At 58.6% G+C, this 24,190-nt stretch carries 26 protein-coding genes and 1 tRNA gene; 16 read left to right on the forward strand and 11 right to left on the reverse strand.

Translation table 11 applies throughout. The annotated features are described in order from the left end of the window. Positions 1 to 84: 84 nt before the first annotated feature. On the reverse strand, positions 85 to 1,761 hold the full coding sequence (locus tag SJY13_RS18590; RefSeq protein ID WP_085823095.1) for a cytochrome D1 domain-containing protein: 1,677 nt from the start codon (positions 1,759 to 1,761) through the stop codon (positions 85 to 87). Between the two features lie 236 nt (positions 1,762 to 1,997). Between SJY13_RS18590 and SJY13_RS18595 the strand changes: the two genes are divergently transcribed. The 7 genes from SJY13_RS18595 to SJY13_RS18625 all read left to right on the forward strand — a co-directional run bounded on the left by SJY13_RS18595 (position 1,998) and on the right by SJY13_RS18625 (position 8,687). After that, positions 1,998 to 3,179, forward strand: coding sequence for an NnrS family protein (locus tag SJY13_RS18595; RefSeq protein WP_377193026.1), 1,182 nt, complete (start codon positions 1,998 to 2,000; stop codon positions 3,177 to 3,179). A 99-nt stretch (positions 3,180 to 3,278) separates the two neighbouring features. After that, complete coding sequence (locus SJY13_RS18600; RefSeq protein ID WP_085823093.1) at positions 3,279 to 3,728, forward strand: c-type cytochrome; 450 nt, start codon at positions 3,279 to 3,281, stop codon at positions 3,726 to 3,728. 15 nt (positions 3,729 to 3,743) lie between these two features. Next, positions 3,744 to 5,111, forward strand: a complete 1,368-nt coding sequence (locus SJY13_RS18605; protein ID WP_377193028.1) for a cbb3-type cytochrome c oxidase subunit I — start codon at positions 3,744 to 3,746, stop codon at positions 5,109 to 5,111. Continuing rightward, positions 5,111 to 5,926, forward strand: a complete 816-nt coding sequence (locus tag SJY13_RS18610) for a CbbQ/NirQ/NorQ/GpvN family protein (protein ID WP_085823091.1) — start codon at positions 5,111 to 5,113, stop codon at positions 5,924 to 5,926. The genes SJY13_RS18605 and SJY13_RS18610 overlap by 1 nt, the downstream gene beginning before the upstream one ends. A 9-nt stretch (positions 5,927 to 5,935) precedes the next feature. Beyond that, positions 5,936 to 7,858 (forward strand): nitric oxide reductase activation protein NorD, encoded by a 1,923-nt coding sequence (locus SJY13_RS18615; protein ID WP_377193030.1) that lies wholly within the window; start codon positions 5,936 to 5,938, stop codon positions 7,856 to 7,858. After that, the gene (locus tag SJY13_RS18620; protein ID WP_377193032.1) at positions 7,855 to 8,403 is read left to right on the forward strand and encodes a cytochrome c oxidase subunit 3; all 549 of its coding nucleotides are present in this window, start codon (positions 7,855 to 7,857) and stop codon (positions 8,401 to 8,403) included. Before SJY13_RS18615 ends, SJY13_RS18620 begins: the two co-directional genes overlap by 4 nt. Before the next feature lie 5 nt (positions 8,404 to 8,408). Continuing rightward, the gene (locus tag SJY13_RS18625) at positions 8,409 to 8,687 is read left to right on the forward strand and encodes a cytochrome C oxidase subunit IV family protein (RefSeq protein WP_143534894.1); all 279 of its coding nucleotides are present in this window, start codon (positions 8,409 to 8,411) and stop codon (positions 8,685 to 8,687) included. A 59-nt stretch (positions 8,688 to 8,746) separates the two neighbouring features. Here the strand turns inward: SJY13_RS18625 and hemA are convergent, their stop codons facing one another. Continuing rightward, positions 8,747 to 9,970 carry a 5-aminolevulinate synthase gene (hemA, locus tag SJY13_RS18630; RefSeq protein ID WP_377193034.1) on the reverse strand — a complete coding sequence of 408 codons (1,224 nt, stop codon included), beginning with the start codon at positions 9,968 to 9,970 and terminating at the stop codon, positions 8,747 to 8,749. Between the two features lie 182 nt (positions 9,971 to 10,152). Here hemA and SJY13_RS18635 point away from each other — a divergent pair, with 182 nt between their 5' ends. Then, positions 10,153 to 10,845, forward strand: a complete 693-nt coding sequence (locus tag SJY13_RS18635; RefSeq protein WP_085823087.1) for a Crp/Fnr family transcriptional regulator — start codon at positions 10,153 to 10,155, stop codon at positions 10,843 to 10,845. 55 nt (positions 10,846 to 10,900) lie between these two features. Here SJY13_RS18635 and SJY13_RS18640 read toward each other — a convergent pair whose 3' ends face one another. The 5 genes from SJY13_RS18640 to SJY13_RS18660 form a co-directional block, all read right to left on the reverse strand. Next, entirely contained in the window at positions 10,901 to 11,101 is a 201-nt protein-coding gene (locus SJY13_RS18640; RefSeq protein WP_377193036.1) for a DUF6525 family protein, read from the reverse strand. Between the two features lie 56 nt (positions 11,102 to 11,157). Beyond that, positions 11,158 to 11,793, reverse strand: coding sequence for a DUF1826 domain-containing protein (locus SJY13_RS18645; RefSeq protein WP_377193038.1), 636 nt, complete (start codon positions 11,791 to 11,793; stop codon positions 11,158 to 11,160). Beyond that, on the reverse strand, positions 11,790 to 13,004 hold the full coding sequence (locus SJY13_RS18650) for a GTP-binding protein (protein ID WP_377193040.1): 1,215 nt from the start codon (positions 13,002 to 13,004) through the stop codon (positions 11,790 to 11,792). The genes SJY13_RS18645 and SJY13_RS18650 overlap by 4 nt, the downstream gene beginning before the upstream one ends. After that, positions 12,997 to 14,121, reverse strand: coding sequence for a CobW family GTP-binding protein (locus SJY13_RS18655; RefSeq protein WP_377193042.1), 1,125 nt, complete (start codon positions 14,119 to 14,121; stop codon positions 12,997 to 12,999). The genes SJY13_RS18650 and SJY13_RS18655 overlap by 8 nt, the downstream gene beginning before the upstream one ends. 232 nt (positions 14,122 to 14,353) lie before the next feature. Further along, the gene (locus SJY13_RS18660; protein WP_377193044.1) at positions 14,354 to 15,475 is read right to left on the reverse strand and encodes a zinc ABC transporter substrate-binding protein; all 1,122 of its coding nucleotides are present in this window, start codon (positions 15,473 to 15,475) and stop codon (positions 14,354 to 14,356) included. 56 nt (positions 15,476 to 15,531) lie between these two features. Here SJY13_RS18660 and SJY13_RS18665 point away from each other — a divergent pair, with 56 nt between their 5' ends. Genes SJY13_RS18665 through SJY13_RS18675 form a run of 3 tightly spaced genes read left to right on the forward strand, consistent with a single transcriptional unit; the run spans position 15,532 to position 17,584 of the window. Further along, positions 15,532 to 16,044, forward strand: a complete 513-nt coding sequence (locus tag SJY13_RS18665; protein ID WP_377193714.1) for a transcriptional repressor — start codon at positions 15,532 to 15,534, stop codon at positions 16,042 to 16,044. Positions 16,045 to 16,046: 2 nt separating this feature from the next. Continuing rightward, a complete protein-coding gene (locus SJY13_RS18670; RefSeq protein ID WP_377193046.1) occupies positions 16,047 to 16,787 on the forward strand; it encodes a metal ABC transporter ATP-binding protein in 741 nt (246 codons plus the stop codon). Then, entirely contained in the window at positions 16,787 to 17,584 is a 798-nt protein-coding gene (locus SJY13_RS18675) for a metal ABC transporter permease (protein ID WP_085823080.1), read from the forward strand. Before SJY13_RS18670 ends, SJY13_RS18675 begins: the two co-directional genes overlap by 1 nt. Before the next feature lie 208 nt (positions 17,585 to 17,792). Here SJY13_RS18675 and SJY13_RS18680 read toward each other — a convergent pair. Both SJY13_RS18680 and SJY13_RS18685 read right to left on the reverse strand, forming a co-directional pair. Further along, positions 17,793 to 17,868, reverse strand: a tRNA-Ala gene (locus tag SJY13_RS18680). Between the two features lie 145 nt (positions 17,869 to 18,013). Beyond that, a complete protein-coding gene (locus SJY13_RS18685) occupies positions 18,014 to 18,340 on the reverse strand; it encodes a TIGR02300 family protein (RefSeq protein ID WP_085824363.1) in 327 nt (108 codons plus the stop codon). A gap of 100 nt (positions 18,341 to 18,440) precedes the next feature. Here SJY13_RS18685 and SJY13_RS18690 point away from each other — a divergent pair, with 100 nt between their 5' ends. The 3 genes from SJY13_RS18690 (at position 18,441) to SJY13_RS18700 (ending at position 21,054) form a co-directional block, all read left to right on the forward strand. Then, positions 18,441 to 19,136, forward strand: coding sequence for a M48 family metallopeptidase (locus SJY13_RS18690; protein WP_377193048.1), 696 nt, complete (start codon positions 18,441 to 18,443; stop codon positions 19,134 to 19,136). 31 nt (positions 19,137 to 19,167) lie between these two features. Beyond that, positions 19,168 to 19,815 carry a GntR family transcriptional regulator gene (locus SJY13_RS18695; RefSeq protein ID WP_377193716.1) on the forward strand — a complete coding sequence of 216 codons (648 nt, stop codon included), beginning with the start codon at positions 19,168 to 19,170 and terminating at the stop codon, positions 19,813 to 19,815. A 111-nt stretch (positions 19,816 to 19,926) separates the two neighbouring features. Next, the gene (locus SJY13_RS18700) at positions 19,927 to 21,054 is read left to right on the forward strand and encodes a lytic murein transglycosylase (protein ID WP_377193050.1); all 1,128 of its coding nucleotides are present in this window, start codon (positions 19,927 to 19,929) and stop codon (positions 21,052 to 21,054) included. 4 nt (positions 21,055 to 21,058) lie between these two features. Here the strand turns inward: SJY13_RS18700 and SJY13_RS18705 are convergent, their stop codons facing one another. Continuing rightward, positions 21,059 to 22,021 (reverse strand): acetyl-CoA carboxylase carboxyltransferase subunit alpha, encoded by a 963-nt coding sequence (locus SJY13_RS18705; protein ID WP_377193052.1) that lies wholly within the window; start codon positions 22,019 to 22,021, stop codon positions 21,059 to 21,061. Positions 22,022 to 22,142: 121 nt separating this feature from the next. On the opposite strand from SJY13_RS18705, the gene SJY13_RS18710 reads away from it, so the two are divergent. Beyond that, positions 22,143 to 22,976, forward strand: coding sequence for an AraC family transcriptional regulator (locus SJY13_RS18710; protein ID WP_085824368.1), 834 nt, complete (start codon positions 22,143 to 22,145; stop codon positions 22,974 to 22,976). Between the two features lies 1 nt (position 22,977). Here SJY13_RS18710 and SJY13_RS18715 read toward each other — a convergent pair whose 3' ends face one another. Continuing rightward, the gene (locus tag SJY13_RS18715) at positions 22,978 to 23,574 is read right to left on the reverse strand and encodes a LysE family translocator (protein ID WP_377193054.1); all 597 of its coding nucleotides are present in this window, start codon (positions 23,572 to 23,574) and stop codon (positions 22,978 to 22,980) included. Between the two features lie 73 nt (positions 23,575 to 23,647). Here SJY13_RS18715 and SJY13_RS18720 point away from each other — a divergent pair, with 73 nt between their 5' ends. Then, positions 23,648 to 24,100: an Lrp/AsnC family transcriptional regulator gene (locus tag SJY13_RS18720; RefSeq protein ID WP_085824370.1), complete on the forward strand. Its 453-nt coding sequence runs from the start codon at positions 23,648 to 23,650 to the stop codon at positions 24,098 to 24,100. Positions 24,101 to 24,190: the final 90 nt, after the last annotated feature.

A 24,190-nucleotide genomic window follows, 5' to 3' on the forward strand; every position in this document is an offset into this window, starting at 1 on the left:
CCGGGCGGGCATGTTTGGCTGATCGGTCAAACGAGGAAAGGGCGGGCGAGGGGCCCGCCCTTTCCGGTGCTGATTGCAAACCCGTCAGGTGACGTGGTTTGACCGGTTGTAGACGTTGAACTTGCCGGTCGGTGCGAACAGGCCTTTGATCCGGGCCTTTTCTTCCAGAGTCTCAGCGTCGTAGATCACGATCTCACCGTTCGGCTCCTTCGAGTCGGCCAGGTTCCAGTTGGACACCCAGACCTCGGTTCCGTCCGCGTTGAACTCAAAGTGAACGGCGGCGTGGCCTTCCTGTTCGGTAAGCTGGATCGTTTTCACGATCTCACCGGTTTCCTTGTCGATGACCTGCACCGATTGTTGGATTTCAGGCTCGGGGTGTTTGGTCTGGTCCGCCCACACGTATTTCGAATTGGGATGTGTGCGGATGAACAGACCGGGGCCGTCGGTTTCAACTTCGTAGCAGGTTTTCCAGGCATCGTCGGGACGGTTCTCGGGGTCATTCCCCCAGACGGTCACAGTGCCCACACCCAGGTGAGTCGTACCGGCAACCGGGCCACAGTTCGGATCGTTCCAGTTTGCGCCCGGGCCGGGATGCGGCAGGGCGGCAGTGTCGATGATCGCTTCAAGCTTGCGCTCTTTGCTGTCGACGACGACCATCTGGTTCGATGCGTTTGCAGCGATCTGGAAGTACCGGCCTGTTGGATCAAAGAACCCGTCATGCAGGAAGCGTGCGGTGTCGATCTTGTCGATCCGCAAGTTGTCCAGATCGGAGTAATCGACCTGCCACATCTGGCCCAGCTCTTTGACGGCAACCAGCCATGTCGGTTCGTTCGGAGTTGTGTAGATTGCGGCCACGCGGGCCTCTTCCACATAGTCGCCTTCGGTGTTCACACCGCGGGTCGACACGACCTTGAGCGGCTCCATCGTCACAGCGTCCGAGATCACAAAGTGCGGTGGCCAATAGCCCCCACCGATGATGTATTTGCCATCACCTGAGACGGCAACGTCCCGGGCGTCATAGGCAACTTTAACCTCGGATACCAACATCTTGTCCGGTGTCTGCCAGAGATCGATCTTGGTCATCTTGCCGTCGCGGCCCATCGTGTACCAGAACCGGCCGGGTGTTTCAGGCTCGGTGATTTTGTGGTGTTCCGACGCCTTGATCACGTGCACGGCATATCCGGTTGGGATATGGGTCAGCACCTCTTTGGTGTCCCCGTCGATGATCGCGACCTTACCGACGTCACGTTCGATAACGACGAAGAAGTTTTCCCAGTTGCGACCGTGCAGCGGCTCGGTCGGATAGTCGGCTTCTTCGACATAGACCTTACGTGTGGCCCGCATCTGATCCAGCGACATTTCAGGCGGCTTGGGGGCCTCCATCATGATGTATGTGGACATATCCTTGATTTGCTGCTCGGTCATGATGTCCGAGAAATTGTTCATCCCGCCTTCGGTTCCCCAGGCGATGATCTTTTCAAGGCGTTCCTGACCCAGTTTCAGAGTGCCGCCTTCGGTCACAGTGCCGTCGGCCGCGGTTTTCTTCCAATGGGGTTCAAGGTTTTTGCCGGTGGCGCCTTTACGCAGCACGCCGTGGCAGCCTGCGCATTGTTCAAAATAGAGCTGTTTGGACGATTCAAATGCTTCATCGCTCAAGGTTGGTTCTTCGGCAAAGGCTGGTGCAGCGACGCTGCCCAGCAGCATCGCCAAACCGACCCCGAAGGCGCGGCCAGTTTTGTTGTAGCTGATTCCAAGTGACATGATCACTCTCCATTTGCTGGTGAGGCACCGCCAATGGTGGGACATCGGGCAGGTCAGCTCCTTGACGAAAGTCAACGCTGGCGGCGCAAGTTGGCTGGAAATTGGGAAAGAACGTCAAAAACACCGCACATAAAATTCGCCTCTTTGGCTCATGTTTTCCCGATGCTTTTGATTTTGGTTAAGTCGCGCGCGAGGACGGACTGCTAGGGCTGGGAAAACGAACCAGGAGAGCAGCCATGCCGACGTTCATCACCCGTATTCTAGGTGAGGGGTTTCGTGTTTTCTTTCTGTCCGCCGGGCTGTACGGCCTGTTTGTCGGGCTGGTCTGGGGGCTGTGGCTGGTCGTTCCTTACATGGCACCCGATTACGGCATGACGCCGCCCATGTGGCACGCGCATGAGATGATTTTTGGCTATGCCACCGCAGCGCTGGGCGGGTTTTTTCTGACCGCGGTGCCGAACTGGACCGGCGCGCCCGAAGCCCGTGCGCGTTTTGTCACTCTGGCTGCCGGGCTGTGGCTGGCGGGTCGGATGGCGATGTGGTTCTCAGGTTTTCTGCCGCCTGTTCTGGTCGCTGTCGTCGACCTGAGTTTTGTGCCTGTCTTGGCGGCCAAGATCGCAAGCCAGTTGGTCCGCCGCCCGAAACCTCAGAACATGATCTTCCTGCTGTTGCTCAGCTTTATTTGGGTTGCGGACCTGCTGACCCATCTGGAGTGGATGGGGGTCACGACGGATACGCTGCAAACCGGGCTGCGCGCCGGGTTGCTGATCCTCTGCGCCATGATCGCCATATTGGGCGGGCGCATCACGCCAGCCTTCACTCGCAACGCGATGAAACGAGCCGGTGAGCCCGAAGATAAATGGCCGGTCTCAGCGGTGGGGTTGGACAAGGCCGGGATGGTATTGGCGCTGATCCTGCCGCTTAGCGTCCTGGCGTTAGGGATAAGTTTGCTGCCGGGGACCCTGGCATTGGGACTTGGCGTAGTACAGACCCTGCGCATGGCGCGCTGGCGCACGCGGTGGTCAGTACGGCAGCCGATCCTGCTAGCGCTGCATATAGCGCTGGGCATGCTGGCGCTGGGGTTGATTCTATGGGGGCTTGGGGTGCTGGGAATAGGCAGCGAGATCGCCGCCTTGCACGTTCTGGGCATCGGCTGCGTCGGGGGGATGACTTTGGCTGTCATGAGCCGCGCCGCGCTGGGCCATAGCGGGCGTGACCTGATCGCGCCGGGGCCGATGGTGGTGGCTTATGGTTTGATGGCCTTTGCCGCCGTGTCGCGCTGGATCGGAACAGAACTGGATACCGGTTATCTGGGCGCAATGTTGCTGTCTGATGGTTTGTGGGTCTGCGCCTTTGCGCTGTATCTGATCGCCATGTGGCCGGCTTTGACCGGTCCACGCGCCCCTCGGGCAGGATGATTTCCCCCGAACTCCGGACGTCTTGACTTTCGTTAAGGCGCCTTGGCGACCCGATCTCCATGGTGTGTCTACTAGCAAAGCGGCGCAAAGGAGAGCGCAATGCGAGACGTCATGACCAAGAGCATGGCCCGCAACATATTCTATGGCGGGTCCCTGTTCTTTATCCTTATATTTTTGGCCCTGTCGGCCCATTCCCACTGGTACATCGTCACGTCCGAGAACGCGGCAAAACTGGATGACAGCGTGGTTCGGGGCAAACATGTCTGGGAAAAACACGCCTGTATCAACTGCCACACAATTCTTGGGGAAGGGGCCTATTTTGCCCCCGAGGTCGGAAACGTGATGACACGTTGGGGCGTACTGGACGACCCGGAATCAGCCTTTGAATCCCTCAAGGGCTGGATGGAGGCACAACCAACCGGCATTCCCGGTCGTCGGCAGATGCCCAATTTCAACCTCAGCGACGAAGAAATCCGCGACCTGACCAATTTTTTGATCTGGACGGACAATATCGACGCTCAGGACTGGCCGCCCAACGAGGCGGGCTGAGAAGGGAACGGAGCAATGAAATACGAATCCCAAAAAATCGCCTACGCCTACTTTGCCGTGGCAATGGGCCTGTTCGCGATACAGGTGATCGGCGGCCTGCTGGCCGGTTTGATCTATGTATCACCCAACTTCCTGAGCGAGCTTTTGCCGTTCAACATCGTGCGGATGCTGCACACAAACTCTCTGATCGTGTGGCTGATCCTTGGCTTCTTCGGTGCGGCGTACTTCCTGATCCCGGAAGAGGCCGAGCGCGAGATCCACTCGACCAAGCTGGCCTATCTGCAGCTGTTGATCCTTGTGGTTGGCACGTTGGGCGTGGTGGTCACCTATGTGTTCAACCTGTTTGAAGGCAACTGGCTGTTGGGCAAAGAGGGGCGCGAGTTCCTTGAACAGCCCAAGTGGGTTAAGGCGGGTATCGTCGTGGCCGCGCTGATCTTTCTGTACAACGTGTCGATGACCGTTCTGAAGGGCAAGAAAACCGCCATCACCAACATTTTGTTGTTGGGTCTGTGGGGTCTGGCGCTGCTGTTCCTGTTTGCCTTCTACAACCCGGGTAACCTGAGCCTTGATAAGCAATACTGGTGGTATGTTGTCCACCTGTGGGTCGAAGGTGTGTGGGAACTGATCATGGCCTCGATCCTGGCCTATCTGATGCTCAAGCTGACCGGTGTTGACCGCGAGATCGTCGAGAAATGGCTTTATGTCATCGTCGCCGCTGCGCTGTTCTCGGGCATCCTGGGCACCGGCCACCACTACTATTGGATCGGGACACCGGCCTACTGGCAGTGGATCGGATCGATCTTCTCAAGCCTCGAAGTGATCCCGTTCTTTGCGATGATGGCCTTTGCCTTCGTCATGGTCTGGAAAGGCCGCCGGGATCATCCCAACAAGGCCGCGCTGTTGTGGTCGCTGGGCTGTGCCACGCTTGCCTTCTTTGGCGCCGGCGTCTGGGGCTTCCTGCACACGCTGCATGGGGTGAACTACTATACCCACGGCACGCAGATCACCGCAGCCCACGGTCACTTGGCCTTCTACGGAGCCTATGTCTGCCTCAATCTGGCGATCTTCAGCTATGCCATGCCGATCCTCAAGAACCGCGATCCGTATAATCAGGTTCTGAACATGGCGAGCTTCTGGCTGATGACCAGCGGCATGGTCTTCATGACCTTCGTGCTGACCTTTGCCGGAACCGTGCAAACGCACATGCAGCGGGTGGTCGGAGACTACTTTATGGATGTGCAGGATCAGGTTGCGATCTTCTACTGGATGCGTCTTGGTTCAGGTATCGTGGTAGTCCTTGGTGCGCTGTTGTTCATCTACTCGATCTGGGTGCCCCGGAAAGAGATCATTGAACCCGGCGCTGCTGAAACCCCTGCGGAGTGATGGGTATGGATGGTTCCGTGAAACTGGGGAGGGGGGCGGCTGACGCCCCCTTCTACCTGCCCCAGGGCGACGAATGCGATGTGTTCGCCGCCGCTTATACAAACAACCTGCCGGTCCTGCTGAAAGGGCCAACGGGCTGCGGCAAGACCCGCTTTGTGGCCCATATGGCCGCCAGTCTTGGCCGCCCGCTTTACACTGTGGCCTGTCATGATGATCTTGCCGCTGCCGACCTGATCGGGCGTTACCTGCTGAAAGGAGGCGAAACCGTCTGGGTGGATGGTCCGCTGACCCGCGCGGTGCGCGAGGGAGCCATTTGCTATCTGGACGAAGTGGTCGAGGCTCGCAAGGACGTCACCGTTGTGTTGCACCCGCTGACCGATGATCGGCGTATACTGCCGATCGATCGCACCGGCGAGGAACTTGAGGCCACGCCCGGCTTTATGCTGGTGGCGTCTTATAACCCCGGCTACCAGAATATTCTGAAAACCCTGAAACCTTCGACCCGGCAGCGGTTCATCTCGCTGGAGTTCGACTTTCCATCGCCGCAGATGGAGGCCGAAGTGGTCGCCCGGGAAAGTGGACTGCCGCTGGAACGCTGCAAGCCGCTTATCCGGTTGGCTGGCAAGCTGCGTGGGCTCAAGGGTCAGGATCTTGAGGAAGGCGTCTCGACTCGTCTGGTGGTTTATGCCGCGACACTGATCGCACAGGGCATGTCCACAGACCGCGCCATCCTTGCCGCCATGATCGAACCTCTGACCGATGATGAGGATATCAAACGCGGGCTCCTCGATCTTGTCACGGCTGTCTTTGGGTGAGGCCAGCCAATGGTAAAGATCGACTTTGAGCCATGGGAACCCGAAGAAACGATCGGGAAACTGTGGCACACCCTTGCCAGCCGCCTTGATGCACCTGAGGTGCACATAGGAGCCGCGGTCGACCTTTCAGAGGTCGCGGGGCGGCTGGCAGTTCTTTTCCGGGGGCTTGGGGGAAGCCCGGGCGTCGAATTGCGCCCGGTCTCGCCCGAGGTCTCGCGCCACCGCCTAAGCTGGCGTCGTAGGTTGGGAACTGAAGTGGAACTGATGCCGCGCGCCTCATTCGATGGGGAAGTGCTGCGCTTGCCGGACAGTCTGGCCGTTTTCCCCGCGCGCGAGGCCAATGGCGCGCTTTATGTTTGGCTGGCAGCAGCAGCGGCCCATGCCGGAACCCGGTTTGAAGACGACGATCCCCTTCGCGCTGATCTGCGAGCGTTGGCGGCCGCAGAAGACATGGTCGCAGCAACGCTTGAGGATGCGCCCGGCCTGCGCTCGCTCTATGCCGAGCTGAGCAAGGGCGTGCTGTATCAGCGTGAAATTCGTTCCCTTCCGCCTGCTGAAGCCGCGGTAGAGGCGTTGATCCGGCAGGCGCTGGGCGACCCTGCGCCATTGCTGGACGGGGCCAAAGCCCTGTTGGAAGCGGTGGACGACATGACCGCACCGCGAGGGTATCAGCATTTCCGCCCTGTTCCCCTGTGGCCAGAACTGCGCGCTGTTGGGTTCTCCGAACATAGCGAGGTTGAAAACCCCGACACCGAAGGCCCGCCGGAAGAAACCGGCGACAAAACCCACCGTGCCCGGCGTCGGAAATCTGATCAGGCCTCGCGCAGCGACAGTTTCATCCTGCATAAGTTCGAGGCGATCCTCAGCTGGGCCGAGTTTCTGAACATCAACCGCCGAATAGACGATGACGACCCTGACAACGCCAAGAAAGCCGCCGATGATCAGGATGAGATCGGGCTGGGCCAGATCTCCAAAGCGCCACCTACGCGTCTGAAACTGCACCTGGACCTTGCGCCCGAAGATGTGAATCGCGAGCGACTGTCGGGTCGTATTCTGTACCCCGAATGGGACGTGCGCACCGGAAAATACCTGCCCGATCATGTGAACGTGCTGACCTCGGACGCTGATATCCGTGAAGGTGCCGCCGAATTCGGCAAGGACCCCGCCACCGCCCGCCGCATCCGTGCGGTGAAGCGCCAGTTCGAGGCGCTGCGCCCCGGACGTGTGATGACGCGCGGCCACCTGGACGGTGATCAGCTGGATATCGAGGCCGCCGTGCGCGCTGAAACTGATCGCCATGCCAGCGGTGAAGGTACTGATCGGGTGTGGTTGCAATCCCGGCCCGAGGCGCGCGATCTGGCGGTTTCGATCCTGCTGGATGTCAGCCGATCCACCGAGAGCGCGGTCACCGGACGCGCGGTGATTGACATTGAGCGCGAGGCATTGGCGGCGCTGGCCTGGGGATTGAACGCCTGCGGGGACGATTTTGCCATTCACGCCTTCAGCTCGCTGAAACGCCAACGTGTCTACGTGCAGCGCTGCAAGGGGTTCGATGAGATGATGGGCAAGACAGTAGAACAGCGCATCGCCTCGCTGCGGCCCGGCCACTACACAAGGTTGGGGGCGGCAATCCGCCATTGCTCGGCTGATCTGGCAGGTCAAACGTGCAAGCGGCGGTTGCTGCTTGTGATCACCGATGGCAAGCCCAACGATCTGGACCATTATGAAGGCCGCCACGGCATCGAAGACACTTGTATGGCTGTCCGTGAGGCCCGCCGCGCCGGGCAGTCGGTCTTTGGCGTCACCATCGACAAAACCGGCAAAAGCTGGTTCCCGCGCATGTTCGGGCAGGGTGGCTTTGCCGTTATTCCCGACCCGCATCGCCTGACCATGGCATTGCCGCAAATCTATCGCCAACTGGTCGGCGCATGAGCGACACCTCTTTGATGGACGAGCTTCCGGGCGAGTTGTTGATGTGGGTGCTGATCATCTCGGAATTGTTGGTTTTCGGGGCGGGGCTGATCGCCTTTATGGGCGTGCGTCTGACTGATCCGGCCGGGTTTGCCGAGGCGCAATCCCATCTCCACCGCACCGGCGCGGCGCTGAACACCGCCGTGCTGGTCACGTCCGGATATCTGGCCGCGCAAGCCTTGCACTGGCGTCAGATCGCCCGACGAGGTGCGGCGCGACTGGCCTTGGTTGGCGCGGCTCTGCTGGGCGTGGTGTTTCTGATCATCAAGGGTGCGGAATATGCGGACAAGGCCGCGCAGGGCATCAGCTATGAAACCCATCCGTTCTTTCTGTTCTACTACCTGTTGACCGGCTTTCATGCAGCACATGTGCTGGCTGGCGTCGCCATTCTGTTGCTTGTTGCCTGGCGGGACGCCCCCCGCAACATCGAAGCTGGCGCCCAGTTCTGGCATATGGTTGATCTGGTCTGGATCATGCTGTTTCCCGTGATCTACCTGTTGGGATAAGCGATATGTCCGACCCCGATATCACCTCGTGCAGAACTGGTTCCGACCACCTTGTGGTCGCCTGGTTGGGGCTATTGATACTGAGCTTGGCTTCAGCCCTGGTGACGATGGCACCGGTGCCACCTGCAGCCCTTGGGGCGGGTATCCTAATGTTGGCGCTGATCAAGACGCGAGTGATCCTGGCCCGGTATCTGGACCTTGCCGGAAGCCCCGCCTGGTTGCGTGGATTCACCATGGTGCTGACATGCTTTTCTGCCGCGATCTTTGGCTTGTACCTGATCTGACCGCAAAAAAAAGCCGCCCTAGAAAGAGCGGCAGTTTCCCAAGCAAAGGGACGCTTAGGTTATTGGGCGGCCATCGGCATCCGCGCGATCTGGCACTGCTGCCACAGGGCCGACAGTGCGCCGACCAGATGATCGATGTCTTCATCCGTATGAACGGGTGAGGGTGTGATCCGCAAACGCTCGGTCCCTTTTGGGACGGTGGGAAAGTTGATTGGCTGGATGTAGATGCCGAATTCTTCCAGCAGAGTGTCCGAGATGAATTTGCATTTCACCGGATCGCCCACCATCACCGGTATGATGTGGCTGGGGTTTGGCAGATGCGGAATACCCTCGGCATCCAGCCGGGCACGCACCTGCGCCACACGGGATTTTTGCAGGTCGCGTTCCACATTCGATTGTTTCAGATGCCGGATCGATGCAGCGGCCCCTGCGGCGATCGACGGCGGCAGGGCGGTCGTAAAGATAAACCCGCTGGCAAAGCTGCGCACGAAATCACACAGTGCAGCAGAAGCGGCGATATAGCCGCCCACGACGCCAAAGGCTTTGCCCAGCGTGCCTTCGATCACGGTCAGACGGTGCATCAGCCCTTCACGCTCGGCTATGCCGCCACCGTGCGGACCATAAAGGCCAACGGCGTGAACCTCATCCAGATAGGTCATCGCGCCATATTTGTCGGCCAGGTCGCAGATTTCCCTGATCGGGGCGATGTCGCCGTCCATCGAATAAACGGATTCAAAGGCGATCATCTTGGGGGCATCGGGATCGGCGGCAGCCAGTTTCGCCTCAAGATCATTTAGATCGTTGTGGGTCCAGATAACCTTCTGTGCCCGTGAGTGGCGGATGCCTTCAATCATCGAGGCATGGTTCAGCGCATCGGAAAAGACGATCAGGCCCGGAATTTTCGCGGCCAGCGTTCCCAGCGCGGCCCAGTTGGATACATAGCCCGAGGTGAACAGCAGCGCGGCCTCTTTGCCATGCAGATCGGCTAGTTCGGTTTCAAGCAATACATGATCATGGGTAGTCCCAGAGATATTCCGCGTGCCCCCAGCGCCAGCACCACAGCGATCCAGCGCGTCATGCATGGCCGCGATTACTGAAGGGTGTTGCCCCATGCCGAGGTAGTCGTTCGAGCACCAGATCCGAACGTTGCGCTGCACCGGTCCATCGGTCTGGCGCGCATTCGGGAAAGACCCGCATCGGCGTTGCAGATCGATAAAGACGCGATAGTTTCCTTCGTCCCGCAGATCATCGAGGCTCTGGGTGAAAAATCGCTCGTAGTCCATCTTTCTGGCTCCCCGGATTACTGGCTTTGGACCAAGATTAGGCCGGTGCCCCCCAACGTAACATGACATTAGTCAAGCTGCGGGCAGGAAAAGACTGGTGCACGCGGGGCCGCTTTGGCATAGCCTGATCCTGCGGGACGCACCGGTCAGATGATCGACCAGGGAATAGGGGAAGAACCTTCATGGCGCATGAAGCACAAAAGGCGATTGCCCGACAGTCACTCTTGCTCAAGAGTTTGCCGGACCAGCATATCGATACACTGCTCAGTCATGCGATCTGGCGGTCGTATGACCGAGGCGAGACAATCTTTCTGCAGGAAGAAGAGGCCAAGGCCGTTCACGTCGTGCTGGCGGGTTGGGTCAAACTGTTTCGCATGTCGCCAACCGGGGCCGAAGCTGTGGTCAGTGTTTTTACCCGCGGCGAAAGCTTTGGCGAAGCGGTTGCGCTGCGCAATGTTCCCTATCCTGTGTCGGCCGAGGCGGTTTCGCCTTGCGAGGTGATGCATATTCCCAGCCCCTTACTGCTGTCGTTGATGAAAGAAGATCCCGAAATTGGCGTTTCGATCCTGGCTTCTACCTTTACCCATTTGCATTCACTGGTTGCGCAATTGGAACAGCTCAAGGCCCAGACGGGCGCGCAGCGGGTCGCTGAATTCCTGCTGAACCTGTGCGAAGAAAACTTGGATGGGTGCGAGGTGGAGCTGCCCTACGATAAAATGCTGATCGCCGGGCGTTTGGGAATGAAACCTGAAAGCCTGAGCCGGGCATTCTCGCGCCTGAAAACGGTGGGGGTGAAGATCAACCGAAACCATGCCGAGATTTCCGATATCGACCGATTGCGTGACTACGCAGAAAGCGATCCATCGGAAAAATGACCGGAGCCCAAGCCGGGGCTTGCCAACAGATCAGCCATGCCTGTTCCTGCCCGCATCATGCGGCAGACGTCAACTGGCTGTCTTTCGCCAACTGTGCGGCTTCAAGGTGTTTCAATTCGTCCAGAGCCCGGGTTTGGTCTCCTGTCCGGGCAAGCGCTGTGTTGTACGCGCGCAGGACTGAACGCGGTCGCCAGGGCAACGCAGCCTGCGTGACCCAGGCCCGTAAAACCGGTGGGAGCCGGTCAAACTCGCGCATGGGGTCTTCTCTGCGGCGTCGCTTGCGGAGTTTTGTCTGGCCAAGGTTTCGACCCATCAACGAACCTCATCAGGTTCGAAGACCGGATCAAGCACAAGAACCAGGCGTGTCTCGTCGGTACCTTCGATGGGCGGCGAACGGTGGAGCAGACCAGAGCGTGGGTTCTGCGGCCAGAGCGTGCCACGCATGACCATTGGCGCTCCGGTGCCTACGGTGAAGACACGTTTTGGATCTTCGCCATCAGGCGAAATTCCATATTGGGTGCCCGTCCCCCGATAGGTGCAGATCAACCGGGCATGGAGAGCGTCGATGTGAAATTTCCGACAGGCGTTTGTGGTGATCGTGTCCAAGCGAAGACGCAGATAGGGTGCTCGCATCATCTCGGCAAAACGAGTGGCCAAGTCCGAGATATCCTCTTCAAGCCAGGCGCGCTCGGGAACATCCTCCATGCCCACGATTTCACACAGATGCCGCATTGCATCTTTCACGGCGTCCGGACGCAGTACAAGCCGCGCCTTGGGTAGCTTCAAAGGATCCAGCGCATCGATCCATGTTTGAAATTCTAAGGCAAGCTGGCGGCGCCAGAGGGTTGCTGCGCATCCGGGCTGTGCAATCCGTGCCAACCCGTCTGGAGTGTCCGTAACGCCGACGCCTACCGCTGCGTTTTTGATCTCGGCCTGGGCGTAGTTCATGCGGCATCCTCCACACGGCGCCACAACGGAAACGGATCCGGTAAATCATTGGGGAGGCTTTCCGGGTCAAAGGCAAGCGCGTCGGGCAACAGACAATCGTCGAGCCTGGATTTCAAAGCCGGCCAATCGATATCAGCGCCGATAAAGACAATTTCCTGTCGGCGGTCGCCCCAGGGATCCATCCAATGCTGATCTATATATTTCAACACTGACGGGTGATCGGGCCAGCGTTCCTTTGGAACCGAAGCCCACCAGGTCCCAATCGGCTTGACGCTGGACAGCGCGCCGGCAAGCGAGAATTCGGCAACCCACGCAGGCCTGGATGCGATCCAGAAATGGCCCTTGGCCCGGATCACGCCAGGCATCTCGCCGTTCAGCACGGCCAGAATCTTCTCTGGCTCAAATGGGCGGCGCGCGCGGTACACGAATGACGAAACACCATATTCTTCAGTTTCCGGGACATGGTCGGTAAAGCCGTAAAGTTCCTTTGCCCACATCGGGTGTTCGTGGGCGGCGTCGAAATCGAACAGCCCAGTATCCAGGATTGCCGAACTTTCGACCACGGAATGGTTTGTCTCGATGATTTGGGCATCGGCATTCAGGCTGCGAATGATCTTGCGTGCGGCGTCAGTGCGTTCGGAGCCTGCGTCATTCACTTTATTAAGGATGACGACATCCGCGAATTCAATCTGATCCGTCAGAAGGTGAACCAGAGTGCGCTCGTCCTCGTCCCCCAGCGTCTCGCTGCGGTCACTCAGAAAATCGTGACTTGAGAAATCGTTGAGCAGGTTCATCGCGTCAACAACCGTGACCATCGTGTCCAGACGCGCGACATCCGAAAGGCTCTCATCATTTTCGTCGCGGAAGTCAAAGGTCGCGGCAACTTGCAGGGGTTCAGATATTCCGGTCAACTCGATCAGCAAATAGTCGAACCGGCCTTCATCAGCCAACCGCCGGACTTCGGCCAAAAGGCCATCCCGCAGGGTGCAGCAGATACATCCGTTTGACATCTCGACCAACGTCTCGTCGGTGCGGCTCAGTTCGGTTTCGGCGCGTACAAGGTCGGCGTCGATATTCACCTCGGACATATCGTTGACGATCACAGCAACACGCCTGCCTTCGCGGTTGTTCAGCACGCGGTTCAGAAGGGTGGTTTTTCCGGCGCCAAGGAAGCCGGACAAGACGGTGACGGGAAGACGGATATCAGTCATGGGTCAGAAACACTTTATCTTTCGTAGCAAGGTCAGGTTGATGGGCGCGCAGCATGTCGAGGCTGCGTTGCAGTTCTGGTCGCCCAAGGTCGCGGGCTATAACCACAATGCGCGACCGGCGGTCATCGCCATCCCAGTTCTTCATCGGAACCGGCGGGTCGAAAATGTGTTGGACACCATGGAATACGAATGGCGTTTCGAGGCCTTCGAGAAACACGATGCCCTTGACGCGCAGAATGTCTGGGCCCTTGAGCGCGGTTAGCGTATCCAGCCATAGGTCAAAGACCGCGTCTTTCAGCGGCGCGTTCAACACAATCGAGGCCGAACTGATCCGTGTGTCATGTGGGAACATTGCCATTTGCGTTGTCTTGGGCCTGGAGAAGCCCGAGAGGTTGCCAAGCGGGTCAGGTTCACGCAGTTGAGCGGCTGAAGTCCACGCAATCGCTTCTTTTGGGTCTATGTCTTTGCGCAGACCGCTCAGCCCCCATAATATGTTGAGCTTGAAGCGACCTCCTACGGGTCGTTTGATCTGTGTGCTGGGGTTCAGGTTTTTTAAGCGGTCAGAAAATGCATCAGCCACGGCAGGTGAAACCAGATCCGTCTTGCTGAGCAGGATGAGATCGGCCATCGCAACTTGCGAAACGGCCTCGATCTGAGCGTCCAATGTTGTTGGCCCGTTAGCCGCGTCAACAACGGTCACCAGACCGTCCATTCGTGTAGCCTTTGGCAATTCGGGATCAACCAAAAGCGTCTGCAGAATAGGACCTGGGTCGGCAAGCCCGGTTGTTTCGATTACAATCCGTTCAAATCGAAGGGCCCCGTAATCCCGCCGCTCAATCAGATTTGCAATGGTCCCTGACAGGTCCCCGCGAATTGAACAACACAGGCAGCCGGATTGCATCAGCACGATCTCGTCCTCGACGGTTTCGATCAGGTCGTGGTCCAGCCCGGCTTCGCCGAATTCATTCACGATCACTGCGATTTTCCCGGCCGAGGTCTCAGACAGAACAGTGTTCAAAAGTGTTGTCTTTCCGGCCCCGAGAAAGCCCGTCACAACAGTGATCGGGATCCGCCGGTCCGCCTTGTCATCGACGCTGTTTGTCACATGAGAAATCACTGCTCGCTCCTGTTGGAAAATGAGATAACATAACATACCTTGAAAAGACAAGTCGCCCAGATCGCCGCCACCTCTAAAGATGAAAATTAGGGCAGTTCGGTGGATCAGGAGGACACCGTCGTGAGTGTCAGGGACAACGACGGCACTTGAAATACGTCCCTTGTGAACATGCGCTGTCCCTGATGACGCTGGCCCGGCCGAAGGATCACTTCGACCGAGCCAATCACTTGGCTTAAAGGCACTCGGCCAGGGTTTTGGCCATGTTGCGAATAACCTGCGGGTACAGGTCCGTCCCGGGATCCAGATCGGACCCAAGCGGATCGATCACGCCGGTATTGGCGGCAGTTCCGTCCAGCACAGCTTCGACTATTCCAGAGTTGAACTGCGGTTCAGCCAGAACGCATTCAATGCCCTCATCCTTGATGCGGGCCTGAATCTCGGCAATGCGTGCGGGGCTGGGGTCAGACGCATCCCCAATGGAAATCGCGCCCGAGGCCGGGAAATCAAAGGCGTCCTCGAAGTATTGGTAGGCGTCGTGAAATACGATGAAACTGCCGCCGTGTACCGGTTCAAGCGTCGCCACCACCTCTGCGGAAAGCGCATCCATCTCTTCACGTGCCGCTGCTGCATTGGCAAAGTAAGCCCCTGCATTGTCCGGATCGGCAGCGGACAGTTGCGCTGCAATCAGGTTCAGCCAGGTGTTTGCATTTGCAGGTGACAGCCAGGCGTGAGGGTCGTGCGCGCCATGTCCATGATCATCGTGATCGGCATGGTCTTCATGATCATCATGCCCGGTATGGTCTTCCCCTTCCGTATGTTTTGCGTGGTCGTCGTCATGCGCGTGCTCTTTGTCTTCGGCATGCTCGTCGCCGTGGTCATGCTCCTTATGATCGGTGTGGTCTTCGTGATCGTGATCCTTATGCGCCTCTTCGTCGTCATGCGCGTCATGATCATCGTCATGTCCATGCTCGTCGTCGCCATGGTCATGTGCTTCGAACAAAGCGCCTTCGCGGAAGTCCAAAAGGACAGTGCCGTCGGATTCCAGCAAGGTTGTGACGGTCGCGTCGTCAGCAAGTGTTTCAACCGCGCCTTCCATCCAAGGTGTCAGATCTTCGCCAAGCCAGAATACAAGGTCCGCCTCTTGCAGCGCGGCGGCCTCGGATGGCCGCAGATTGTATTCATGGGGTGAAGCACCCGGTGACACAATCAGATCAGGTGTTCCAACGCCATCCATGACACGAGCCACCAGGGAATGCACTGGCGCGATATCAACCGCGACCTTCGGAACATCCGCCATTGCTGTTCCACCCATTAACGCTGCGGTGATCGAAACTGGAAGAAGCTTTCTAGACATCAGACTCTCTATGTGATTGTATAACACTATGAGCGGCATACATGATATGGAATAACATGACAAGTGACACGCGACCCATTCCCGCTGATGCCTCGGCTCTGATCGGGTTTCAAAAACATGACCACGAGACCTGCGTTGAGACGGCTTTGGCAACCGCCGAGGACCGCTGCAGGGAAGATGGGCTGCGTTTGACTCCGGTTCGGCGCAAGGTGTTGGAGATGCTGGTTCAGGAACACCGCGCACTTGGCGCTTATGCGATCCTGGATCGGTTGCGCGAAGAAGGGTTCGGGTCGCAGCCACCGGTGGCTTACCGGGCGCTTGATTTTCTGGTCGAAAACGGATTTGTGCACAAAATCGAACGCCTGAATGCGTTTGTGGCCTGCGCGCATCCAGGAGCAACCCATTCACCGGCCTTTATGATCTGCCGCAAATGTGACGCTGTGGCCGAGGCACAGTCTGCCCCGGCCAAAGGGGCGCTTGGCGCCGCCGCCCGCGCGGTTGGGTTTGAGATTGAGCGAACGGTTGTAGAAGCCGAAGGCGTCTGCCCCGATTGTACCAAGAAGGCTTGAAGATGCCCCTTGTTTCTGTCGAAGGTCTCAGCATCCGCTACGGCGCCAACACCGTTCTGCATCATGTCGATATGGTAATCGAGCCAGGTGAGATCGTAACCATTGTCGGACCAAACGGGTCTGGCAAAACCAGTTTGCTACGCGCAGTGATTGGCGCGACCAAGCCCGTTGCGGGACGCGTTGTCCAGAAACCGGGGCTTAAGATTGGGTACGTTCCACAAAAACTGCATATCGATCCTACGCTGCCGATTACTGTTGAACGGTTTATGCGTCTAACCAACCAGGTGTCGCGACAGCGCTGTGTGGATGCGCTTGACTCAGCTGGCGTTCCCGATTTGCTGAAACGCCAGATGTCGCAGCTGTCAGGGGGGCAGTTTCAGCGGGTTTTGCTGGCCCGTGCGCTGATAAACCAGCCGGACATTCTGCTGCTCGACGAGGCGACCCAGGGTCTGGACCAGCGGGGATCAGCTGCCTTTTACCAACAGATTGAAACGGTACGCAGCGAAACCGGTTGCGCCATATTGATGATCAGCCACGAATTGCACGTGGTGATGAGCGCATCAGACAGGGTCATTTGCCTCAACGGGCATGTGTGTTGCGAAGGCTCGCCGGCGGTCGTCGCCTCAGCCCCGGAATACCGCGCCCTGTTTGGAACTGGTACAGGCGGAGCGCTTGCCTTGTATCAGCACCATCATGATCACCACCATGACCACGGTGAAAACCCCAAGGAAGCTGCAGAATAATGCTTGATGATTTTATGACACGCGCAACCCTGGCTGGGGTTGGCGTTGCGTTTGCAGCGGCACCGTTGGGATGTTTCGTCGTTTGGCGTCGTATGGCGTATTTCGGAGATGCCACGGCGCATGCAGCAATCCTTGGCGTTGCGCTGTCTTTGACATTTCAGATGTCAATCTTCACCGGTGCGCTGGCCGTTGCGCTGATCATGGCGCTGACCGTAACACTGCTGACTGGCCGAGGCTACGCGATGGATACGCTTTTGGGTGTTCTGGCGCATTCTGCCTTGGCCTTTGGACTTGTTGCGGTATCGTTCCTGTCCGGCGTTCGCATCGATTTAATGGCTTACCTGTTTGGCGACATTCTGGCCGTGTCACGCGCAGACCTGGCAGTGATCTGGGGTGGGGCGTCGTTGGTTGTGGCTCTGATTGCGTGGCGCTGGTCGCAACTGTTGACGGCGACCCTGAACGAAGAGCTGGCCTATGCCAGTGGTTTTGATCCCAGACGCGAGCAATTGGTCCTGACATTGTCGCTTGCGGTAACCGTGGCCGTTGCGATCAAGGTTGTGGGCGTTTTGCTAATCGCTGCGATGCTGATCATCCCGGCCGCGGCGGCACGCAGTTTGGCGCGATCTCCGGAATCGATGGCTTTGATCGCAGCGGCAATCGGCGCGTTCTCCGCCGTCGCCGGGCTGAGATCGGCATATGTGTTCGACACACCGGCTGGCCCATCCATTGTCTGCGTTGCTGCGATATTGTTTGCTTGCTTCAGTCTGATCGGATGGCAAACGCGACGAGGGCCGTAAATTCCCTCTGTGCAAAATAACGCCGGTCAGAAACTTCTGATCTGCACTGGTTCTGACCCATTGGATATTGCGTGGGGTGTCTGATCTGATGTTGGATAAACGCCAACGGACCTATCATATTCCGTGCATAAACCGTGAAAGCTACGCATGTAGCGACATGTGTGTCACGCCACTCGAATACTTGCTTTCAGTTTGAACCGATAGGGTTTGGTGGAGCCTAGGGGAGTCGAACCCCTGACCTCTTGCATGCCATGCAAGCGCTCTCCCAACTGAGCTAAGGCCCCATACAGGTACTGCCGCAGCAGTGGGCGGACGTTTATGAGACGGTGGCTGCAAGTGCAAGTCCAAATAAATGGAAATCGCCAAAAAATCTTCCGTCCCGCGCCCGGGGTGGGCATGAGGCGACGCGGGGGTCGCCTCTGACCGGTCTTAGGTTTCTTCTTCCGACGGCATGTCGGCGATTTCCTCCAGCGAGACGTTGTCTTCACTGTCATCATCATCGTCCAGAAGATCGTCGTCCAGTTCAACGTCAACAGTGTCGTCGTCATCCAGAACGGCTTCGCTATCCGACGCGTTCTCACGCGCTTTGGCCGATGCGGCGTCTTCGGCGTCCGCAGCGATCATCCGGCTTTTGCCGGTTTCAAGCTCCACGATCTCGCCGGTATAGGGGCTAACGATCGGGTTCTTATTCAGGTCATAAAACCGTTTGCCAGTCGTCGGGCAAACGCGCTTTACACCCCATTCTTCCTTGGGCATCTCAAATCCCCTTGATATCAGGTGAGTCGTATCAACGATTCAGGTCACGTGCCACAAGCAGCGGGCACTGTCAAAGCCTTTGCGCAGGAGAAACAGGTATATGGGAGATCATGCACTGCCCGGGAGGCCGCCGGTGCCGTTGACGCTGCGCAGATCGGCGCGGGCACGGCGTATCAGTTTGCGAATATCTCAGCTGGACGGCCGGGTTACGCTGACCTATCCGCATGGTTTGCCCGAGGTCGATGCGTTGAATTTCGCCCGCACTAAGGAAGAGTGGATTCGCAAGCACCTTCAGGACCGCCCCGAGCCTGCAACCGTTCAATTCGGTCAGATCATTCCGGTTGAAGGCGTCGACCGGCGAATCGTCCGCGCGCAGGGCCGTCGCATCCAGTTGCAAGACGATGAGATCGCGGTTCCCCAAGGGGCCGAAGCGCGACGTCTGGCTCGGTTCCTGAAAGAGCTGGCGCGGGATCGCCTGACCGGGGCCTGCGATGATTATGCGGCGATGCTGGGCCGCCCCTATTCCAGTTTGACGATCCGGGACACTCGGTCGCGCTGGGGGTCGTGCAGTTCGGCGGGGGGGTTGATGTTTTCCTGGCGGTTGATCCTGGCCCCCTCCGAGATCCTGCATTACGTCGCCGCGCATGAGGTGGCGCACCTGGCCGAGATGAACCACTCTGCTGCGTTCTGGGCCCAGGTCGAGAGGATATTCGGCGACTACAAAACCCAGCGGCGCTGGTTGCGCGACAACGGGGCGCAGCTGCATCAGTATCGATTTGACGCACCGGTGAGTTGACCCTCGGGCAGTTTGTGATCACATGGGGGGTATGTTAAGCGCACGCCCCTCCAACTCTCAGACCGCAACACATGATCGGGTCTATCGCGCTCTGCGATCCCGGATCATGCACGGAGAAATCGCGCCGGGGCAGGCGCTGACCCTGCGCGGGATCGGCAAGGAGTTTGGCGTCTCGATGACACCAGCGCGTGAGGCCGTGCGGCGGCTGGTGGCTGAAGGGGCATTGTTCCTGTCGACTTCAGGGCGGGTATCAACGCCGGAACTGACCAATGACCGGATCGAGGAATTGGCCGCCTTGCGGGCCTTGCTTGAGGTAGAGCTGGCCAGTCGAGCCTTGCCGCGTGCACATATCGCGCTGATTGACCGGTTGCAAAGCATCAACATGACCGTGGCCGAGATGGTCACCAAGCGGGACGCCGTAGGATATATTCGCACCAACCTGGAATTTCACCGCACGCTATATCTGCGGGCGCAAGCCCCGGCGATGCTGGCGATTGCGGAAACCGTCTGGTTGCAGATGGGGCCGACGATGCGGGCACTTTATGGGCGGCTGCGGCGCACTGAGCCGCCGCATTACCACAAGCTGATCATTGCGGCGCTGCAGGCCGGGGATGAACCGGGGTTGCGTCTGGCTGTTCGTTCGGATGTCACGCAGGGTCTGCGGATGCTTGTCAGTTAAGCGGCTTGTTGCCGAACATGCTGGTATGTTCCGGTAGGCTATGGTGGTTCTGGTCTGCGCATTGGGTCTGTTGTATTCTGCACCAAATCACAACAAGAGCAGATTTCAGACATGATCAATCGACGGAATTTTTCACTCGGGCTCGGGTCAATTTTGCTGGCCGCCTGTTCTGGTGGCGCGCCAACGCGTGCGCCTGCGTCGCGGATGCAGGCGGTACCAAATGCGGGCTGGGATGCCTGGGTTTCTGGCTTTAAGGCGCGCGCAGCGGGACAAGGGATATCCCAGACTACGATCAACCGCGCCTTTCAGGGGGCCGGGTACTTGCCCGGAGTGATTGAGCGTGATCGTAATCAGGTGGAATTCAAACGCTCACTCGAGGATTATCTGGCCATTTCGGCCTCGGACGAGCGGATCAGCACCGGAAAACAGATGCTGGTGCGCCACGCCGGAACGCTGTCGCAGATCGAGGCGCAATATGGCGTCGACAAAGAGGTTGTCGTGGCCGTCTGGGGCCTGGAAAGCCGCTATGGGGCCCGCCGGGGTGATGTGCCGGTGGTGTCCGCGCTGTCGACGCTGGCCTATGACGGGCGGCGCGGGCAGTTTTTTGAAAGCCAGCTGATCGCAGCGATGAAAATCCTTCAGAACGGCGACACCACGCCTGCCAATATGACCGGCAGCTGGGCCGGGGCGATGGGGCATACGCAGTTCATTCCGACCTCTTACCTTGCCTATGCGGTAGATTTCACCGGGGATGGGCGGCGCGATATCTGGTCCGAGGACCCGACGGATTCGCTGGCCTCGACTGCGGCCTACCTGTCGCGCGCGGGCTGGATCCGGGGACAGCCCTGGGGCGGTGAGGTCGGCACCGTATCCGGAACGCCTACGGCCGTGCTGCAACCTCAGGTGCCAGGCCCGCGTATTGCCGTGTTCCGCAATTTTCAGGTGATCAAGCGCTATAACAACTCGGACAGCTACGCGATTGGAGTCGGGCACCTGTCTGACCGGATTGCAGGTGGGGCACCGTTTCAGGCCTCGTTCGGGCCAGACGAAACTGGCCTGACACTGGAGGATCGCAAAGAGCTACAGCGCCGCCTGACCTCGGCGGGCTATGACACACAAGGTGCGGATGGGGTGATTGGCAACAACTCCAAATCCGCCATCAGCGCCTATCAACGCGCCAACGGGCTGTCTGTGACTGGAGAGCCCTCGGTTGCGTTGTTGCGCCAGTTGGGCGGCTGACGGATTAAGCCGCCAGACCTTTTTGGCCGATATCCAAGAATTTCTGACGGCGGTCCTTGATCAGGGCCGCCGCATCTTTGCCGTCCATCTCTTTCAGCATGGCAGCAATTGCGGCACGCACGGAATCGACCGTGGCCCCACGATCACGGTGGGCACCACCCTTGGGTTCGGTAATGATCCGGTCGCAGACACCCAGCTTGTACAGGTCTTGCGCAGTCAGACGCAGCGCCTCGGCGGCCTCACGCATCTTTTCCGCATCCTTCCACAGGATCGAGGCACAGCCCTCGGGCGAGATCACCGAATAGACAGAATGCTCCAGCATCGCGACGCGGTTGGCCGTCGCAAAAGCCACCGCTCCGCCGGACCCGCCTTCGCCGATAATGACCGAGACCAGCGGCACGCCGATCTTCAGGCACATCTCGGTTGAGCGTGCGATCGCCTCGGACTGGCCGCGTTCCTCGGCCCCTTTGCCAGGATAGGCGCCTGCGGTGTCGATCAGGGTGATAACCGGCAAGCCGAACCGGCTGGCCATTTCCATCAGGCGCACAGCTTTGCGGTAGCCTTCGGGGCGCGCCATGCCAAAGTTCCGTTCGATCCGGGATTTGGTATCCGACCCTTTTTCGTGCCCGATCACCATCACCGGCCGGTCGTCGAACCGCGCCAGACCACCAATCACGGCCAGATCGTCGGCAAAGTTCCGATCCCCGGCAAGTGGGGTGAATTCGGTGAACAACGCCTCGACATAATCCTTGCAATGGGGGCGTTCGGGATGCCGTGCGACCTGGCATTTGCGCCAGGGGGTCAGATCGGCATAAAGCTCGTCCAGCATCTTGGCGGCTTTGGCGTCCAACGCGGCGGCCTCTTGGGCGATATCCATTTCCTCGTTGGCGCGGGCCAGCGCGCGCAATTCCTCGGCCTTGCCTTCAATCTCGGCCAGTGGTTTTTCGAAATCCAGATACTGGGTCATGACGCCTCTCAACGCAGATGTTCCCCGCTATATGACCTGACGTCGCTCCGGATGCAACTCAGCAAGATTTGCGGATCAGGAATATGCAACCACAGATGGGCAGAGAGAAGGAAGGATGCCGATGGCCAACAGCTATGAAGATCGCGTTTTGCGCGTGCTGGCCTATATCCACGACCATCCCGCAGGGGACCTGTCATTGGATGCATTGGCTGATGTGGCGGCGATGTCGCGGTTCCACTGGCACCGCGTGTTTCGTGCCATCACCGGCGAGACCTGCGCACAGGCCGTGCGCCGGATCAGATTGCACCGCGCCGCCTGTTGGCTGGTGCAAACCGACCGCCCGGTTGCTGGGATCGCAACGGCTGTCGGCTACCCAAATCTGAATTCCTTTGCGCGGGCCTTTTCGCAGGCCTATGGCATCAGCCCCGGCACTTATCGCAGGTCCGGGCGCTGGTTGCTGGTCAATCCACACCTCAAAATTGGAGACTATCCCATGCATCCCGTTACAACCCGCACCGAACCCGCCCGCCGCATTGTGGCCCTGCCACACAAGGGCAACTATGCCGAGATCGGCAAGAGCTTTGAAACCTTTACCGCGATATGCGAATCCCGTGATCTGTGGCCACAGCTTGGTCCGGTTGTCGGTGTGTATCTGGACAGTCCGGATGATGTGGCCGTGGACAAGCTGCGCAGCTTCGCCGGCGCGCAATTCCGGGGTGACAACACGCCCGAGGGGATGGAAGACCTGAACATCACGGGCGGCAAAACGGCCGTCCTGACTTACAAGGGGCCATACTCGGGCATCCATGCGGCCTATCACAGCCTGTTTGGCAATTGGTTGCCTGAATCCGGTGAGGAACCAGCGGATCAGCCCTGCTATGAGATCTACCTCAATGATCCGCGCGACACCGCGCCAGATGAGTTGCTGACCGAAATCTGCCTGCCGCTGAAATAGCTCAGCTCGGCCACAAAACCGGGTAGAGCGAGGCCACCAGCAACGCAGCCATGGTCCAGTTAAAGAAAAACAATCGGCGCGGGTTCGTCAGGATCCGTGCCATCTGTTGTCCCAGAATGGTCCAGACGCTGACCGAGGGCAGATTAACCGCCCCAAAGATCAGAGCGACGATCATTATGGCCGTCAGCGTATGGTCCGGCGTATAGGCGGTAGTGGCCGTCAGGGCCATAGCCCAGGCCTTTGGGTTGACCCATTGAAACGCAGCGGCCTGCAAGAAGGTCATGGGGGTGCCAGTCGCTGCCTCTTCTTTTGCCGGGGCGGCGTGGGCAATCTTCCAGGCGAGATACAGCAAATAGACGACCGATGCGATTTTCAGCCCTAAATAGCTGACCGGGTAAGCCTCAAAAACCTTTACCAATCCCGTACCCACCAGTAGCACCATGAATGTAAACCCCAGGCCGATCCCCAGCATGTGCGGGACCGTGCGGCGAAATCCGAAATTCGCCCCGGATGCCATCAGCATCAGATTATTCGGCCCCGGCGTGATCGACGAGACGAAAGCAAAAGTGATCAAGGCCAGCAGGATATCGTAGGTCATGGCACGTATAATTGCATTGCAAAGGCCAAATGAAATTGCGTTTTGATGCAAAATTTTCTAGTAACCACAATTAATGACGAAAATTGATCAAATAAACAGCCTAATATTGCGTGAGCTGTCGCGCGATGGCCGTATCAGCAATCTGGATCTGGCGGACCGCGTCGGTCTGTCGCCGTCCGCCTGTCTGCGCCGGGTGCAAGAGTTGGAGCGCACGGGCGTGATCTCGGGCTACCGGGCGGTGCTGAACCCGACCGCGCTGGGCGTCGGGTTTGTCGCCTATGTCGGCGTTGGGCTGGGTGAGCACACAAAAGCTGCACAGGAAGGGTTCGAACGCGCCCTGCAACACGCGCCAGAGGTGGTCGAGTGTCACAACATCACCGGCACTCTGGAATACCTGCTGCGTGTGGAATGCACCGACCTGCCGTCCTACAAGACCTTTCACACCGAGGTGCTGGGAACGCTGCGACATGTGACGTCGATCACGTCGTATGTGGTGATGGGCTCGCCCAAGGATATGCGGGCTTGAAGGTGGAAATGTGATCTTTAACTGTCTTGCAGGGTGAAAATTCACGTCCTACTGTCACCTGAATGGCCTGACCAAAATGGAGAATAACTC

Source organism: Ruegeria meonggei (genome assembly GCF_042768335.1).
Taxonomy (GTDB): Bacteria; Pseudomonadota; Alphaproteobacteria; order Rhodobacterales; family Rhodobacteraceae; genus Ruegeria; species Ruegeria meonggei.

Coding starts and splice junctions, on each gene's coding strand:
- hemA (WP_377193034.1), bottom strand. CDS start 9,970: ATGGACTACGAGCGATTTTTCACCCAGAGCCTCGATGATCTGCGGGAC.
- SJY13_RS18590 (WP_085823095.1), bottom strand. CDS start 1,761: ATGTCACTTGGAATCAGCTACAACAAAACTGGCCGCGCCTTCGGGGTC.
- SJY13_RS18705 (WP_377193052.1), bottom strand. CDS start 22,021: ATGACCCAGTATCTGGATTTCGAAAAACCACTGGCCGAGATTGAAGGC.
- SJY13_RS18650 (WP_377193040.1), bottom strand. CDS start 13,004: ATGACTGATATCCGTCTTCCCGTCACCGTCTTGTCCGGCTTCCTTGGC.
- SJY13_RS18595 (WP_377193026.1), top strand. CDS start 1,998: ATGCCGACGTTCATCACCCGTATTCTAGGTGAGGGGTTTCGTGTTTTC.
- SJY13_RS18695 (WP_377193716.1), top strand. CDS start 19,168: ATGTTAAGCGCACGCCCCTCCAACTCTCAGACCGCAACACATGATCGG.
- SJY13_RS18715 (WP_377193054.1), bottom strand. CDS start 23,574: ATGACCTACGATATCCTGCTGGCCTTGATCACTTTTGCTTTCGTCTCG.
- SJY13_RS18605 (WP_377193028.1), top strand. CDS start 3,744: ATGAAATACGAATCCCAAAAAATCGCCTACGCCTACTTTGCCGTGGCA.
- SJY13_RS18690 (WP_377193048.1), top strand. CDS start 18,441: ATGGGAGATCATGCACTGCCCGGGAGGCCGCCGGTGCCGTTGACGCTG.
- SJY13_RS18685 (WP_085824363.1), bottom strand. CDS start 18,340: ATGCCCAAGGAAGAATGGGGTGTAAAGCGCGTTTGCCCGACGACTGGC.
- SJY13_RS18670 (WP_377193046.1), top strand. CDS start 16,047: ATGCCCCTTGTTTCTGTCGAAGGTCTCAGCATCCGCTACGGCGCCAAC.
- SJY13_RS18625 (WP_143534894.1), top strand. CDS start 8,409: ATGTCCGACCCCGATATCACCTCGTGCAGAACTGGTTCCGACCACCTT.
- SJY13_RS18610 (WP_085823091.1), top strand. CDS start 5,111: ATGGGTATGGATGGTTCCGTGAAACTGGGGAGGGGGGCGGCTGACGCC.
- SJY13_RS18710 (WP_085824368.1), top strand. CDS start 22,143: ATGGCCAACAGCTATGAAGATCGCGTTTTGCGCGTGCTGGCCTATATC.
- SJY13_RS18720 (WP_085824370.1), top strand. CDS start 23,648: ATGACGAAAATTGATCAAATAAACAGCCTAATATTGCGTGAGCTGTCG.
- SJY13_RS18665 (WP_377193714.1), top strand. CDS start 15,532: ATGACAAGTGACACGCGACCCATTCCCGCTGATGCCTCGGCTCTGATC.
- SJY13_RS18620 (WP_377193032.1), top strand. CDS start 7,855: ATGAGCGACACCTCTTTGATGGACGAGCTTCCGGGCGAGTTGTTGATG.
- SJY13_RS18635 (WP_085823087.1), top strand. CDS start 10,153: ATGGCGCATGAAGCACAAAAGGCGATTGCCCGACAGTCACTCTTGCTC.
- SJY13_RS18675 (WP_085823080.1), top strand. CDS start 16,787: ATGCTTGATGATTTTATGACACGCGCAACCCTGGCTGGGGTTGGCGTT.
- SJY13_RS18660 (WP_377193044.1), bottom strand. CDS start 15,475: ATGTCTAGAAAGCTTCTTCCAGTTTCGATCACCGCAGCGTTAATGGGT.
- SJY13_RS18700 (WP_377193050.1), top strand. CDS start 19,927: ATGATCAATCGACGGAATTTTTCACTCGGGCTCGGGTCAATTTTGCTG.
- SJY13_RS18615 (WP_377193030.1), top strand. CDS start 5,936: ATGGTAAAGATCGACTTTGAGCCATGGGAACCCGAAGAAACGATCGGG.
- SJY13_RS18645 (WP_377193038.1), bottom strand. CDS start 11,793: ATGAACTACGCCCAGGCCGAGATCAAAAACGCAGCGGTAGGCGTCGGC.
- SJY13_RS18640 (WP_377193036.1), bottom strand. CDS start 11,101: ATGCGCGAGTTTGACCGGCTCCCACCGGTTTTACGGGCCTGGGTCACG.
- SJY13_RS18600 (WP_085823093.1), top strand. CDS start 3,279: ATGCGAGACGTCATGACCAAGAGCATGGCCCGCAACATATTCTATGGC.